Origin of the sequence: Nocardioides sp. GCM10027114, from assembly GCF_042659625.1 — a bacterium.
Lineage (GTDB): Bacteria > Actinomycetota > Actinomycetes > Propionibacteriales > Nocardioidaceae > Nocardioides.
Genome location: NZ_JBHSSS010000026.1, coordinates 232,491 through 245,330, shown reverse-complemented (window position 1 = coordinate 245,330; position 12,840 = coordinate 232,491). Strand labels below are relative to the sequence as shown.

Genomic DNA, 12,840 nt, shown 5'->3' with positions numbered 1-12,840 from the left:
GAGAACACCCGCACGTCGGGCCCGGTCACCGGTCGCCCCCTCGCCGTTCGTCCCCGCGGCCGCCCCGCAGCGCGACCCGGTCGACCTTGCCGTTCGGCAGCAGCGGCAGCGCGTCGATCACGACCACCTCCCGCGGCGCCCACGACCGCGGATGCCGCTCCGCCACCCAGTCGCGGACGTCGGCCAGCGACAGCTCGCCGACGACGTAGGCCACCACGCGGTGGCCCCACTCCTCGTCCGGGACCCCGACGACCTCCGCCTCGCGCACCGCCGGGTGCTCGCGCAGCCGCGCCGCGACCGCGGGCGTCGGCACGTTGACGCCACCGCTGACCACCACGTCGTCGAGGCGCCCCAGCACGTGCAGCCGGCCGTCCTCGTCGAGCCGCCCCGCGTCGGAGGTCAGGAACCAGCCGTCGACCAGCACCTCGGCGGTCAGCGCAGGGTCGCCGTCGTACCCGTCGAACAGGGTGGGTCCGCCGATGCGGATCCGGCCGTCGGTCCCGATCGCCAGCGCCACGCCGTCGAGCGGGAGGCCGTCGTAGACGCAGCCGCCGGCGGTCTCGGCCGAGCCGTACGTCGCCACTACCCGTACGCCGGCCCCCTCGGCCCGCGCCCGCAGGGCCGGGTCGATCGGCCCGCCGCCCAGCAGGACGGTGTGCAGTGAGGCCAGTGCAGTCGTCTCCGCCGGGTCCTCGAGCAGCCGGTGGAGCTGGGTCGGCACCAGGCTGACCAGCTCGGCCCCGGCGTCCACCGCCGCCGCGACGTTGCCCTGCTCCTCGAGCAGCAGCGGCGGCGCCCCCGCGACCAGCGAGCGGCAGACCACCTGCACCCCCGCGACGTACGACGCCGGGAGCGCGAGCAGCCACCGGCCGGACGTGCCCAGCCGCCGCGCGCTCGCCTCGACCGAGGCCAGCACGGCGCGACGCGACAGCACCACCCGCTTGGGGCGGCCGGTCGAGCCCGAGGTCTCGACCATCAGCGGCGCCGGCTCGCCGGGGGCGTCGAGCCACGCCGACAGCGCGGTCACGACGTCCGGCGCCGCGCCGTCGACCCGCAGGAAGCTCACGCGAGGAAGGCTAGCCACCGCGTCCCGACCACCCGCGGGCAACTCGGTCGCTGCCGCCGCGGGGGCTTTGCCAGAATCCTCCGGTGGCTACCCCCTCCCAGTGGCTGGCCGGCGCCCGGCCCCGCACCCTGCCCGCCGCCGTCGCCCCCGTCCTCGCCGGCACCGGCGTCGCGGCGTACGCCGACGGCCCTCCCGGCGCCGTGTGGTGGAAGGCGCTGCTCGCGCTCGTCGTCAGCCTGGCGCTGCAGGTCGGCGTCAACTACGCCAACGACTACTCCGATGGCATCCGCGGCACCGACGAGGTGCGGGTCGGCCCGCTGCGGCTCGTGGGCTCCGGGGTCGCCGCGCCGGCGGCGGTGAAGCGGGCGGCGTTCCTCGCGTTCGGCGTCGCCGCGGTCGCCGGGCTGGTGCTCGCGGCGACCACCGCGTGGTGGCTGGTCGCGGTCGGGCTGGTCTCGATCGTGGCCGCGTGGTTCTACACCGGCGGCAGCAAGCCCTACGGCTACCTCGGCCTCGGCGAGGTCATGGTCTTCCTGTTCTTCGGGGTGGTCGCCGTCGTCGGCACCGCCTACGTCCAGACCGAGACCTGGGAGCCCGGCGCCTGGTGGGCAGCGGTCGGCATCGGCGCCCTCGCCTGCGCGATCCTCGTCGCCAACAACCTGCGCGACATCCCCACCGACCGGGAGGTCGGCAAGCACACGCTCGCCGTGGTGCTCGGTGACAGCCGCACCCGCGCCTTCTACGGGCTGCTCGTCGGGGCAGCCGGCGTCGCCGTGGTCGGCCTTGCCGCCACCACCTCGTGGTGGGCGCTCCTCGGCCTTCTGTACGCCGGCCCGGCGGTCGCCGCCACCCGCGTGGTCTCGGGCGGCGCCGGGGGTCCGGCGCTGATCCCGGTGCTGCAGAAGACCGGCGTCGCCGAGCTGCTGCTCGGGCTCGGGGTCTTCGCCGGCCTGCTCGTCGCCGCCTCGTGACGGCCGCGCCCACGACCGTCCCCGACGTAGGCTGACGGCATGACGTTCGTGATCATCCTCGCGATCCTGGTCGCCGGGTTCGTGGCCTGGAAGATGCGGGTGCAGCTGCTGGCGAAGGTGCTCGGCCAGTCCGAGAGCCGGATCCGCCGCCAGCTCGGCGGCCGCGACTGACCCGGTCCCCGACCTGGATCGACTCAACCGATCGTTGGCTCAGGCGGTCGGCTCCACCCATGAGCCGTCGGCCGCGAACTTCTCCAGCGTCGCGGCGTACGGCGTGACGTCGATGCGCTGCGCGTCGAGCCACGCGTCGTCGTAGTAGGTGTGGGTGTAGCGCTCGCCGCCGTCGCACAGCAGCGTCACCACCGAGCCGGTCTCGCCGCGCGAGCGCATGCCGGCGACCAGCCGCAGCGCGCCCCACAGCGCCGTGCCCGTGGAGCCGCCCACCAGCCGGCCGGTGACCGCGCTGCACCACCGGGCAGCCGCGATCGAGGCGCCGTCGGGAACCGCGATCATGCAGTCGACCACCGACGGCAGGAACGACGGCTCCACGCGCGGGCGACCGATGCCCTCGATGCGGGACCCGGACGCGGTGGCCGTGGGGTCGTCGTCGGACCAGCCGGGGAAGAACGCGGAGTTCTCCGGGTCGACCACGCACAGCCGGGTGTCGAACCGGCGGTAGCGGATGAAGCGGCCGATCGTGGCGGAGGTGCCGCCGGTGCCGGCGCCGACCACGACCCACGCCGGAACCGGGTGCCGCTCCTGGGCGAGCTGGCTGAAGATCGACTCCGCGATGTTGTTGTTGCCGCGCCAGTCCGTGGCCCGCTCGGCGTAGGTGAACTGGTCCATGTAGTGGCCACCCAGCTCGGCCGCGAGCCGCCGCGACTCGTCGTAGATCGTCGTGGGGTCGTCGACGAGGTGGCAGCGGCCGCCCTGGAACTCGATCAGCTCGATCTTCTCCGGCGACGTCGAGCGCGGCATCACGGCGACGAAGGGCAGGCCGAGCAGCCGGGCGAAGTACGCCTCCGAGACGGCGGTGGACCCGGAGGAGGCCTCCACGATCGTGGTTCCCTCGCCGATCCAGCCGTTGCAGAGCGCGTAGAGGAAGAGCGACCGGGCGAGCCGGTGCTTCAGCGAGCCGGTCGGGTGGACCGACTCGTCCTTGAGGTAGAGGTCGATGCCCCACTCCGGCGGGAGCGGGAAGACGTGGAGGTGGGTGTCGGCCGAGCGGTTGGCGTCGGCCTCGACCTTGCGGACGGCCTCGTTGAGCCAGGCGCGCGCGGCGGCGTCGCTGTGGTCACCGACCCGGCAGCAGCCGTCCCCCATCAGTGGACCTCCCCGCACGTCGACATGTCAGTCGACGTCCTCCTTGGACTTCGCCTCGTCGTAGCGCTGGGCCATCCGTCGGGCGCGCTCGTCGACGCGACGCGCGAACGCCTCGCGCTGGCGGTTGAGCAGGAAGTAGGACCCCACCCCCGAGACCGCGAACGCGATGACCACGGCCCACAGCAGCGGCACCTCGCCCGCGATGAGCATCCAGACACCGACCACCACGACCAGGGAGGTCAGGAAGAGGCCGATGCGCATGGCGGTGTAGACGGCGAACTCCTTCACGACACCAGCGTAGACGGGGCGCCGACAGGGCCCGGTCGGCGGGGACACGTCGGCGGGGACCTCCGTCCCCCGGGCACGGGTCCCTGGTCACCGTTCGCCTGGCCGGCCAGCCTCTCCCCGCGCTGGGGCATGCCGGGTCACCAGCGGCCCTCTACCCTGAAGGTGTGCTGAAGGTCCTGTTCGTGATCGCGCTCATGGCCGCGGCGGTCTACCTGACCGTCCGTCTCGTCGAGCGCCGCGGAGTGCTCGGACCCGGGTCGCTGCAGGGTCGGCCCCAGTCGCGCCAGCGGCGTCAGCCGCGCCGCACCGTCGCCCCCGACGACGACCCCGAATTCCTGCGCGACCTCGACTGGGAGAACCGGCGCCGCCGCAAGAAGCAGCCGGAGCCGCCCGAGGACCCCGAGGGCGCTCCCCCCGCCTGACCTGCCAGCAGTTCACCGCCGCACGACGCCGAGCTGCCAGCAGTTCACCCCCGCGCGACGCCGAGCTGCCAGCAGTTCCCGCCGAACGGGCCCTCAGCGTGGCGAGACCTTGCCGCCCTCTGGACTCGTTGCCCACCTGTGCCGCGCCATGGCCAAAGCCACCGTCGCACCCGCGGCGAGGACCGCTCCGGCCAGTGCAGCGACGCCGTAGAGCCACGGCGGCGGGGGGATCACGACGACGGGCATGCAGGCTCGCAGACCGTCCTCGAGCGTGTGGCACGGCGACGGCTCGGGAGTGCTGAGCCAGACGGTCAGGGCTCCGAGGAGTGCCCCCAGGACCCCCATGACTGCTGCGGGCGCGAGGGCCCGACGGGTCGACATGCCGACACCATAGGTGCGTCGCGGCCGCGACGTCCCGCCGGAAGGCAACTGGTGGCAGCTCCCGGTGGTTCAGCGGGCAACTGGTGGCAGCTCGCGCTGGGCCCCGGAGACCTCGGAGACCTCGGAGACCTGGGAGACCTGGGAGACCTCGCCACCGGCGTAGGAGTGCTGGGAGCTGCTCGAGAAGAAGTTGATCCCGATGAAGTTGAACCACAGGGTGGCGAGGCCGACGAGCGCGAGGAGCGCGGCGTTGCGGCCCTTCCAGCCGGCGGTGGACCGGGCGTGGAGGTAGGCGGCGTACACGACCCAGGTGATGAACGCCCACACCTCCTTGGGGTCCCAGTTCCAGTACGACGACCACGCCTGGTGCGCCCAGATCGGGCCGGTGATGAGGACGGCGAAGGTCCACACCGGGAAGCCGAAGGCGTGCAGCCGGTAGGACACCCGGTCGAGGGTCGGCAGGTCGGGGACGCGGGCGAGGTACCCGGTCTCGCGCTGCTCGCGGCGGCCCTTGATGAGGAAGAGCACGGAGCAGATGCCGGCGAGCGTGAAGGCGCCGGTGGCGATGATCGCCGAGACCACGTGGATGACCAGCCACGGGCTGTAGAGCGCCTCCGTGAGCGGCGCGACCGGGTCGTAGAGCCAGATCACCGCCACCATGAGGGTCGCCAGCACGAACGCCACCACGATCGGCGCCATCCAGGCGAGCCGGTAGCGACGCAGCAGCAGCAGGTAGCCGGCGGCCACCACGAACGTGCCGCTCAGCGTGAACTCGTACATGTTGCCCCACGGAACCCGGTCCGGGTCGGCGGCGAGCCCGCGTGCTACCAGGGCGACGAGGTGGGCCAGCGCGGCCAGCACGGTGAGGATCAGGCCGAGCCGGCCGAACATCGCGGTCCGGCCCGTCGACACCGTCTCCTGTGCGGGCAGCTTGCGCAGCGACGCCCACTCGACGAGGTGGGAGAGCAGGGCGAGGAAGTACAGCACGCCGCACACGGCGACGAACTGGTTGCTGAGCATCTCCCAAGCCTGGTCCGTCATGTCGTTCCCTTCTCGACGGCCGCGCCGCGGCCGCCCTCCGCCGCGCGCAGCGCGGCCACGATCTCCTCCAGCTCGGCGGGCACGTCACCGCCGCCGGAACGGTCGAGGCCGGCGACCTCGACCAGCGTTCCTCCCGTGCCGGACCCGGGAGCCCCCTCGCCAGTGTGCCCGTCGGCGCCAACCGCGGCATCCACCCGGGGCCGGGCCCGCACCCACACCCGGCGCGGGCGGATGAACAGCGACCCCAGCAGTCCGACCAGCGCGAGCACGACGCCGGCCAGCGCGATGAACTTGCCGGGGGTACGGCTGATCTGCAGCTTGTTCCACCGCTCGACGCCGTCGAAGCTGACCGAGCCGAGCCCGTCGGGCAGCGTCACCTCCTGCCCGGGGGCGAGGTCGACGCGGAACATCGACCCGTCGGCCTTCTCCACGAGCTCGGTGCCCGACTTGTCGAGGCCGTAGACGGACTGTGCCGGGCCGTCGTCCATGCCGAGGTCGCCGGCGTACACGAGCATCGAGACCGCCGGATTGAGGTTGTCGCCGAACGCCGAGAACGGTCCGGTCTCCTGGGTGAACGCGAACGTCGGGTAGAACTCGCCCTCCAGCCCGATCTGCTGCGGCCGGGCGTCGGGAGCCTTCACGACGCCGAACGAGCGGAAGGTGCCGTCGGTGGGCAGGAACACGGTCGGCCCGCTGTAGGCGACGTCGCCGTTGCCGTCCCTGACCGTGATGACGGGCGCGTAGCCGTGCCCGATCAGGAAGATCTCGGTGTCGCCGATGGCGAGCGGGTGGTTGACCCGCAGGTCGTACTCCTGCTCCGGCGCGCCGGGCGCCTCGGTGTAGGTGAGGTGCGAGACGAACGAGCGCGCCTGGCCGCGCGCCGGCCCCTCCCGGAGCCACTCGATGTCGAAGTCCTCGATGTCGAAGGCGAACGGCTCCATCACGTCGGGCTGGAAGAGGCTGCCGGGCACGAAGTCGTCGTACTGGGTGAGGTTGTTGGCGAAGCCGTTGCCGACCACGAGGATCACGCCGCCGCGGTAGCCGAACAGGCTGCCCATCGCGAACCCGACGAGCACCACCAGCACCGACAGGTGGAACAGCAGGTTGCCGGCCTCGCGCAGGTAGCCGCGCTCGGCGGTGACCGCGCCGTCGTCGTCGACCGCCACCCGGTAGCGCCGGCGGCGCAGGACCTCCCGCGCCCGGTCGAGCACCTCCTCGGGCGTCGCGTCCGTGGTGTACGTCGCGTGGTCCGGCAGCCGGGTCAGGTGGCGGGGGGCGCGCGGCGGCCGGGCTCGCAGGGCCCGCCAGTAGACGAACGACCGCGGGATGATGCAGCCGACCAGCGACACCATCAGCAGGATGTAGATGGCCGAGAACCACGGGGAGTCGTAGACCGAGAACAGCCCGAGCTTCTCGTAGATCGGGGTGAGCTTCGGGTGCGCCTCCTGCCAGCGCGAGGTCTCCAGCGCGTCGACGTCCTGCTGCGGCACGACCGAGCCGGGGATGGCGGCCAGCGCGAGCAGGAGCAGCAGGATCAGCGCGGTACGCATCGACGTCAGCTGCCGCCACGACCAGCGCAGCAGCTCCCCGAAGGTCAGCTCGCCGGGGCGGCGCTCCTCGTCGCCCGGCGGCCGGGTGGTGGTCTCGACACTCACAGCGCGGTCTCCGTGGTGGTGACGAGGTTGACCTGCAGCCAGGTGACGGCCTGGTCCCACCAGCCGGTGACGAGGAGGACGCCGACGGCGACCAGCATCAGGCCGCCGGCGCGCATCACCCAGACCTGGTGGCGGCGCACCCACCCGAAGGCGCCGAGCGCGCGGCGGTAGGCGAGCCCGGCCAGCACGAACGGCACGCCGAGGCCGAGCGCGTAGACGGCCGAGAGCAGTGCTCCGCGGCCGGCCGTGGCCTCGTTGATGGAGAGCGTGGTGATCGCGGCCAGCGTCGGCCCGATGCACGGCGTCCAGCCGAGCCCGAAGAGGAAGCCGAGGGCCGGCGCCGCGGCGAGCCCCACGGAGGGGACCTTGTGGACCCGCCAGTCGCGCTGCAGCAGCGGCAGCACCCCGGCGAACGCCAGACCGAGCACGACCACCAGCAGGCCCAGCACCACGGTGAGCTCGCGGCGCCAGCTCACCAGCGTCGCCCCGAGCGCCCCGGACAGCGTGCCGAGCGCGACGAAGACGACCGTGAAGCCGAGCACGAACAAGACCGAGCCGAGCAGCATCCGGCCGCGCCGGGCGCGCTCGAGGTCGGCGCCGGACAGGCCTGTGGCGTAGGAGAGGTAGCCGGGCAGCAGCGGGATCACGCACGGCGAGAAGAACGAGACCAGCCCGGCGACGAGCGCCACCGGGACCGCGAGCAGCAGGGACCCGGAGGCCGCCTGCATCGAGAACCACTCAGCCATCTGCGGGCTCCCCCACGGCCCCGTCGGTCCCGTCGTTGAGTTTCCCCGTACCGCTCTTCGCGACGTCCTCGACCAGCGTCACCAGCGTGGTGGTCGAGGGCAGCTTGCCGATGATGCTGGCGGCCACCCGGCCCTCCTCGTCGAGGACCACGAAGCTCGGGATGGAGTTCGGGGTGAGGGTTCCGGCGAAGGCCAGCATCGCCTCGCCGTCGGGCGAGTAGTAGGACGGGTAGGGCACCTCGTAGCTGCGGACGAACGCCTTGGCCTGCTCCGGGGAGCCGTCGCGGATGTTGAGGCCCACGAACTCGGCGGTCCCCTCGAGCTGCTCGGCGGCCTCGACCACGTCGGGCGCCTCGGCCCGGCAGGGCGCGCACCACGAGCCCCACACGACCGCCACGACGGGCGTGCCGCGCAGCGACTCCAGCGACAGCCGGTCGCCGTCCAGCGTCTCCCCCTCGAGCTCGACCGGCTCCTCACGGTCGGCGACGGGCAGCTCGCGGACGGTGCCGTCGCCGGAGATGTAGCCCTTGTCGCCGGCGGCCTCCAACGACGAGCAGCCCGTCAGCAGCAGCAGACAGGCGAGCAGGAGGGTGGGGGCGGTGCGAGGGATCAGGGCCGGCGCTCCTCGGGCGCGCCGCCGGCCGAGAACGGGGCGGCCTTGTCGCGGCTGGGGATGAGGTCGCCCGCGGGCTCGGAGTAGGAGACCTTGACCAGCCGGTCGTCGTCGTAGTGGAACGAGGTGAGCGAGCACAGCGTGCACTGCCGCTTGCGCGGGTCGTGCAGGAAGGACCGCTTCTCGGCGGCCAGCCTGGTCGTCCAGATCGGCAGCTGGTGGGACACGATCACGGCCTCGCGGCCGCGGGCGGCGTCGCGGGCGTCCTCCATCGCCGCGCGCATCCGGGCGACGATGTCGTCGTACGGCTCGCCCCACGAGGGCTTGAAGGGGTTCCAGAGGTGGCGCCAGTTGAGGGGGTTGCGCAGCGCGCTCCGGCCGGGGCCGAACCGCTCGCCCTCGAAGACGTTGCTGGACTCGATGACCCGGTCGTCGGTGACGATGTCGAGCCCGCGCGCCTCGGCCAGCGGCCGGGCGGTCTCCTGGGCCCGCTCGAGCGGCGAGGACCGCAGGTGGACGATGTCGCGGTGCTTGACGGCGTCCGCGACCCGCTGCGCCATCCGGCAGCCGAGGTCGGAGAGGTGGAAGCCGTCGCGCCGCCCGTAGAGCACCCCGTCGGGGTTGTGGACCTCGCCGTGCCGCAGCAGGTGGACCACGGTGCTGTCGCTCATGCGTTCCCCTTCGAGGCCGCGCCCGCGGCCTGGGCGGCGGCGGGCAGCGCGTCGAGCACGGTCTGCACCGCGCGGTCGTCGTGGGCCGAGGACAGGAACCACGCCTCGTACGCCGAGGGCGGCAGGTAGACGCCGCGCTCGAGCATCGCGTGGAAGAACGCCGCGAAGGCGCCGAGGTCCTGGCGGTTGGCGTCGTCGAAGTCACGCACCGCGCCGTCGGCGAAGAACACCGAGAACATCGTGCCGGTGGCCTGCACGGTGTGCGGCACCCCGGCTGCGGTCAGCGCGGCGGTGGCGGCCTCCCGGATCGTCTCGGCGGCGGTGCCGATGTGCTCGTAGACGGCGTCATCGGCGAGCCGCAGAGTGGTGAGGCCGGCTGTCGTGGCGACCGGGTTCCCCGAGAGGGTGCCGGCCTGGTAGACGGGCCCCTCGGGCGCGAGGTGGGCCATCACGTCGGCGCGGCCGCCGAACGCCGCTGCCGGGAAGCCCCCGCCCATCACCTTGCCGAAGGTGGTCAGGTCGGGCGCCCAGCCCTCGACGGCACCGTCGAGGCCCCACTGGCCGAACCGCGTGGCGCGGAACCCGGTCATCACCTCGTCCGAGATGAACAGCGCGCCGTGGGCCCGGCAGGTCTCGGCGAGGAACCTGTTGAAGCCGGGCTCGGGGGCGATGACGCCCATGTTGCCCGGCGCCGCCTCGGTGATCAGGCAGGCGATGCGGTCGCCGTGCTCGGCGAAGACCTTCTCGACGGCCGCGCGGTCGTGGTACGGCAGCACCAGCGTGAGCTCGGTCGAGGAGGCGGGCACCCCGGGCGTGCCGGGCACCGCGAAGGTGGCCAGGCCGGAGCCGGCGGAGGCCAGCAGCGAGTCGACGTGGCCGTGGTAGCAGCCGGCGAACTTCACGACCACGTCGCGGCCGGTCCAGCCGCGGGCGAGCCGGATCGCCGACATCGTCGCCTCGGTGCCGGAGGAGACGAACCGCACGGCCTCGACGGAGGTGCGCGCCACGATCTCCTCGGCGAGCTCGACCTCGGGCTCGGTGGGGGCGCCGTACGACGTGCCGCGGGCGACCGCGGCCTGCACGGCCGCCATCACCTCCGGGTGGGCGTGGCCGAGCAGCATCGGGCCCCACGAGCAGATGAGGTCGACGTACTCGTTGCCGTCGACGTCGGTGAGCCAGGCCCCGGCCGCGGAGCGGATGAAGCGGGGCGTCCCGCCGACGGCGCGGAAGGCGCGCACCGGGGAGTTGACGCCGCCGGGCGTGACCCGGCGGGCCCGGTCGAACAGGGCCTCGGAGGCTGCGGCGCTGGGGGTCGTCACCGGTTCATTGTCACCGAGGAGGCCAAGTCGGGCACATCGAGGGGAGCCCGGGTGTACCGTCGCGTGGTCCAGACCACGGCCACCCGCTGCGAGTTTCTGCGTCACGTCGCGGGGGAATGGTCGTTCGTGTCTGACGGGGGCCCGTGTTACCGCGGCGTAACCGCGAGGAACCCCGATCGTTTGGATGGTCACAGGGTGCACGAGGGAGCACCATTGTGGTGGGAGCAGAACGGGAGACACAGGTAGATGTCCGCATCGCGTTTCGGCCGGGTCCAGAAGGCCTCCGCACTCGTGCCCCTGATGGTGCTGTCGACCGCGTGGACGGCCAGCGTCACCGGCATCGGCCTGACCAGCGCGGCCGCGGGTGACACCGAGCCCCCCGCCGTCCTCCCCGACGGCACCGAGATCCCCACCGAGGCGATCCGTGCCCCCGCCACCGTCTCCGCCCCGGGCGTGACCGCGCCCGGCATCGAGGGCAAGCGCGCCGAGAAGGTGGTCGCCACCGCCAGCGCCAACGGCATCCCGTCTGCCGCGCTCGCGGCGTACCAGCGGGCCGAGACCGTCATCAACTCCGCCGACAAGGGCTGCAACATCACCTGGCAGCTCATCGCGGCGATCGGCCGGGTCGAGTCCGACCACGGCCGCGCCAACGGCAACACGCTCGGCAAGGACGGCGTGGCCCGACCCGGCATCTTCGGGATCCCGCTCGACGGACGCCGCGGCACCGCCGTCATCAGCGACACCGACGCCGGCCAGTACGACGCCGACGCCGAGTGGGACCGCGCGGTCGGCCCGATGCAGTTCATCCCCTCCACCTGGTCGGTGGTCGGGGTCGACGCCGACGGCGACGCCAAGCGCGACCCGCAGGACATCGATGACGCCGCCCTGGCCTCGGCCGTCTACCTCTGCTCCGGCAACGACGACCTCTCGACGGTCGCGGGCCAGCGGGCGGCGGTCTACCGCTACAACCACAGCGAGTCCTACGTCGACCTCGTGCTCTCGATCATGAACGCCTACCTCTCCGGCGACTTCACCTCGGTGCCCAACAGCGCCACCCCGGCCGGCGTCTTCCTGCCCGCCCCGACGCCCGTCGCGCCCGCCGCCCCGAAGGGGCCGCGCAACGACGACCGCAACGGTCCCGACAACGGCGGCAACAACGGGGGCAACAACGACAACCCGCCGGCCAACCAGCCGCCGAAGGACGACGACGACCCCAAGGACCCGGTGCAGCCGCCGGGTGACGGCGACGGCAACCCCGTCCCGACCACGCCGCCGCTGCCGGACCCGTCACTGCCGCCGGTCGAGGACGTGCTGACGACTGCCGAGGCGATCGCCGAGTGCACCGCCCAGGGGCTCGTCGACAACCCGCTCAAGGACAACGACGACTTCGACAAGTGCGTCGAGGACCTCACCAACCCCTGACCCAGCCCTGACCGGGTGACGTGGGCCACCCACTGCTAGCGTGCGCCGGCCGCACTGGGCGGCCGTGGCGGGCGCCGCGCGACGACGCAGGTCCGAGCAGCGACGCCCGCGTCGACGAGTCAGGAGAACAGCCGCATGACCCCCTCTCTCGGGACCTTTTCGCGCGCGCTGGTGACGACCGCCGTCGCGCTCGCGCTCGCCCTGCCGACCGGCGGAGCGGTGGCCGGCGCGACTGAGCCGGAGCCCGACGGCCCGCACTACCAGCAACCCACGGTCGGCGAGTGCCGCGCCTACGACTACGACGCCATGTACGGCAACGCCGAGACCTCGGCGCCGGTCGACTGCACCGAGTCGCACACCGCGGTCGTCGTGGCCGTCGAGACGGTCCCGGCCGACGGCAAGCTCTCGGGCGCCAGCAAGGACGTCGAGCGCATCCTCGCGAAGTCCTGCTACCCGGCGATGTGGGACCGGCTCGGCCGCTCGCACGCCGTCATCAGCCGTTCGGCGTACGGCCTGGCGTTCTTCCTGCCGACGAAGCAGCAGCGCCAGCACGGCGCCCGCTGGGTGCGCTGCGACCTGGTGCTGCGCGGCGGCGCGAAGATCATGCCGCTGCCGACTGAGCAGGGCTACCTGCAGGGACGCCTGCTCACCGACGACGAAGCGCGGTGCCTGGTGAACCTTCGCCGGGGCACGATGGTGACCGTCTGCGACCGCAAGCACCAGTACCGGGCGTCGCAGACGGTGACCATGCCGTGGTCCAAGGAGCCGTCCGCCGACAAGGCCTTGCGCTACGCGAACCGGAAGTGCCGCGACGCCCGCTCGACGCGGGGCTGGTACGCCACCTGGGCCAACGGGCTCACCTGGAAGGCGGGCAGCCGCATCCTCGTCTGCTACCGGGCCACCCGCGTCTAGCCCACAGCGG

Annotated in this window: 15 protein-coding genes; 5 read left to right on the top strand and 10 right to left on the bottom strand. The window is 73.0% G+C overall.

Annotated elements, in window-relative coordinates:
• Positions 1-25 precede the first annotated feature (25 nt).
• A complete protein-coding gene (locus ACFP2E_RS15560; RefSeq protein ID WP_378523720.1) occupies positions 26-1,066 on the bottom strand; it encodes an AMP-binding protein in 1,041 nt (346 codons plus the stop codon).
• Between the two features lie 83 nt (positions 1,067-1,149).
• On the opposite strand from ACFP2E_RS15560, the gene ACFP2E_RS15555 reads away from it, so the two are divergent.
• Together ACFP2E_RS15555 and ACFP2E_RS15550 are read left to right on the top strand one after the other, a co-directional pair.
• Positions 1,150-2,037 carry a 1,4-dihydroxy-2-naphthoate polyprenyltransferase gene (locus ACFP2E_RS15555; RefSeq protein WP_378523719.1) on the top strand — a complete coding sequence of 296 codons (888 nt, stop codon included), beginning with the start codon at positions 1,150-1,152 and terminating at the stop codon, positions 2,035-2,037.
• Between the two features lie 39 nt (positions 2,038-2,076).
• The gene (locus ACFP2E_RS15550; protein WP_378523718.1) at positions 2,077-2,208 is read left to right on the top strand and encodes a hypothetical protein; all 132 of its coding nucleotides are present in this window, start codon (positions 2,077-2,079) and stop codon (positions 2,206-2,208) included.
• A gap of 39 nt (positions 2,209-2,247) precedes the next feature.
• Here ACFP2E_RS15550 and ACFP2E_RS15545 read toward each other — a convergent pair whose 3' ends face one another.
• Both ACFP2E_RS15545 and ACFP2E_RS15540 read right to left on the bottom strand, forming a co-directional pair.
• The gene (locus ACFP2E_RS15545; RefSeq protein ID WP_378524171.1) at positions 2,248-3,360 is read right to left on the bottom strand and encodes a PLP-dependent cysteine synthase family protein; all 1,113 of its coding nucleotides are present in this window, start codon (positions 3,358-3,360) and stop codon (positions 2,248-2,250) included.
• Between the two features lie 27 nt (positions 3,361-3,387).
• The gene (locus ACFP2E_RS15540) at positions 3,388-3,648 is read right to left on the bottom strand and encodes a DUF4229 domain-containing protein (RefSeq protein ID WP_378523717.1); all 261 of its coding nucleotides are present in this window, start codon (positions 3,646-3,648) and stop codon (positions 3,388-3,390) included.
• A 164-nt stretch (positions 3,649-3,812) separates the two neighbouring features.
• On the opposite strand from ACFP2E_RS15540, the gene ACFP2E_RS15535 reads away from it, so the two are divergent.
• Positions 3,813-4,070 (top strand): hypothetical protein, encoded by a 258-nt coding sequence (locus ACFP2E_RS15535; RefSeq protein WP_378523716.1) that lies wholly within the window; start codon positions 3,813-3,815, stop codon positions 4,068-4,070.
• A gap of 93 nt (positions 4,071-4,163) precedes the next feature.
• On the opposite strand, the gene ACFP2E_RS15530 is transcribed toward ACFP2E_RS15535, so the two are convergent.
• From ACFP2E_RS15530 to hemL, 7 genes are all read right to left on the bottom strand, one after another.
• Positions 4,164-4,451, bottom strand: a complete 288-nt coding sequence (locus ACFP2E_RS15530) for a hypothetical protein (RefSeq protein WP_378539350.1) — start codon at positions 4,449-4,451, stop codon at positions 4,164-4,166.
• Between the two features lie 69 nt (positions 4,452-4,520).
• Positions 4,521-5,492 (bottom strand): c-type cytochrome biogenesis protein CcsB, encoded by a 972-nt coding sequence (gene ccsB, locus ACFP2E_RS15525; protein WP_378523715.1) that lies wholly within the window; start codon positions 5,490-5,492, stop codon positions 4,521-4,523.
• Positions 5,489-7,147, bottom strand: coding sequence for a cytochrome c biogenesis protein ResB (locus ACFP2E_RS15520; RefSeq protein WP_378523714.1), 1,659 nt, complete (start codon positions 7,145-7,147; stop codon positions 5,489-5,491). The genes ccsB and ACFP2E_RS15520 overlap by 4 nt, the downstream gene beginning before the upstream one ends.
• Entirely contained in the window at positions 7,144-7,893 is a 750-nt protein-coding gene (locus ACFP2E_RS15515; RefSeq protein ID WP_378523713.1) for a cytochrome c biogenesis CcdA family protein, read from the bottom strand. Before ACFP2E_RS15515 ends, ACFP2E_RS15520 begins: the two co-directional genes overlap by 4 nt.
• On the bottom strand, positions 7,886-8,440 hold the full coding sequence (locus ACFP2E_RS15510; protein WP_378523712.1) for a TlpA family protein disulfide reductase: 555 nt from the start codon (positions 8,438-8,440) through the stop codon (positions 7,886-7,888). The genes ACFP2E_RS15515 and ACFP2E_RS15510 overlap by 8 nt, the downstream gene beginning before the upstream one ends.
• A 62-nt stretch (positions 8,441-8,502) precedes the next feature.
• Complete coding sequence (locus ACFP2E_RS15505; RefSeq protein WP_378523711.1) at positions 8,503-9,177, bottom strand: histidine phosphatase family protein; 675 nt, start codon at positions 9,175-9,177, stop codon at positions 8,503-8,505.
• The gene (gene hemL, locus ACFP2E_RS15500; protein WP_378523710.1) at positions 9,174-10,496 is read right to left on the bottom strand and encodes a glutamate-1-semialdehyde 2,1-aminomutase; all 1,323 of its coding nucleotides are present in this window, start codon (positions 10,494-10,496) and stop codon (positions 9,174-9,176) included. Before hemL ends, ACFP2E_RS15505 begins: the two co-directional genes overlap by 4 nt.
• Positions 10,497-10,742: 246 nt before the next feature.
• Between hemL and ACFP2E_RS15495 the strand changes: the two genes are divergently transcribed.
• Together ACFP2E_RS15495 and ACFP2E_RS15490 are read left to right on the top strand one after the other, a co-directional pair.
• Complete coding sequence (locus ACFP2E_RS15495; protein WP_378523709.1) at positions 10,743-11,918, top strand: lytic transglycosylase domain-containing protein; 1,176 nt, start codon at positions 10,743-10,745, stop codon at positions 11,916-11,918.
• 135 nt (positions 11,919-12,053) lie between these two features.
• On the top strand, positions 12,054-12,830 hold the full coding sequence (locus ACFP2E_RS15490; RefSeq protein ID WP_378523708.1) for a septum formation family protein: 777 nt from the start codon (positions 12,054-12,056) through the stop codon (positions 12,828-12,830).
• Positions 12,831-12,840 lie beyond the last annotated feature (10 nt).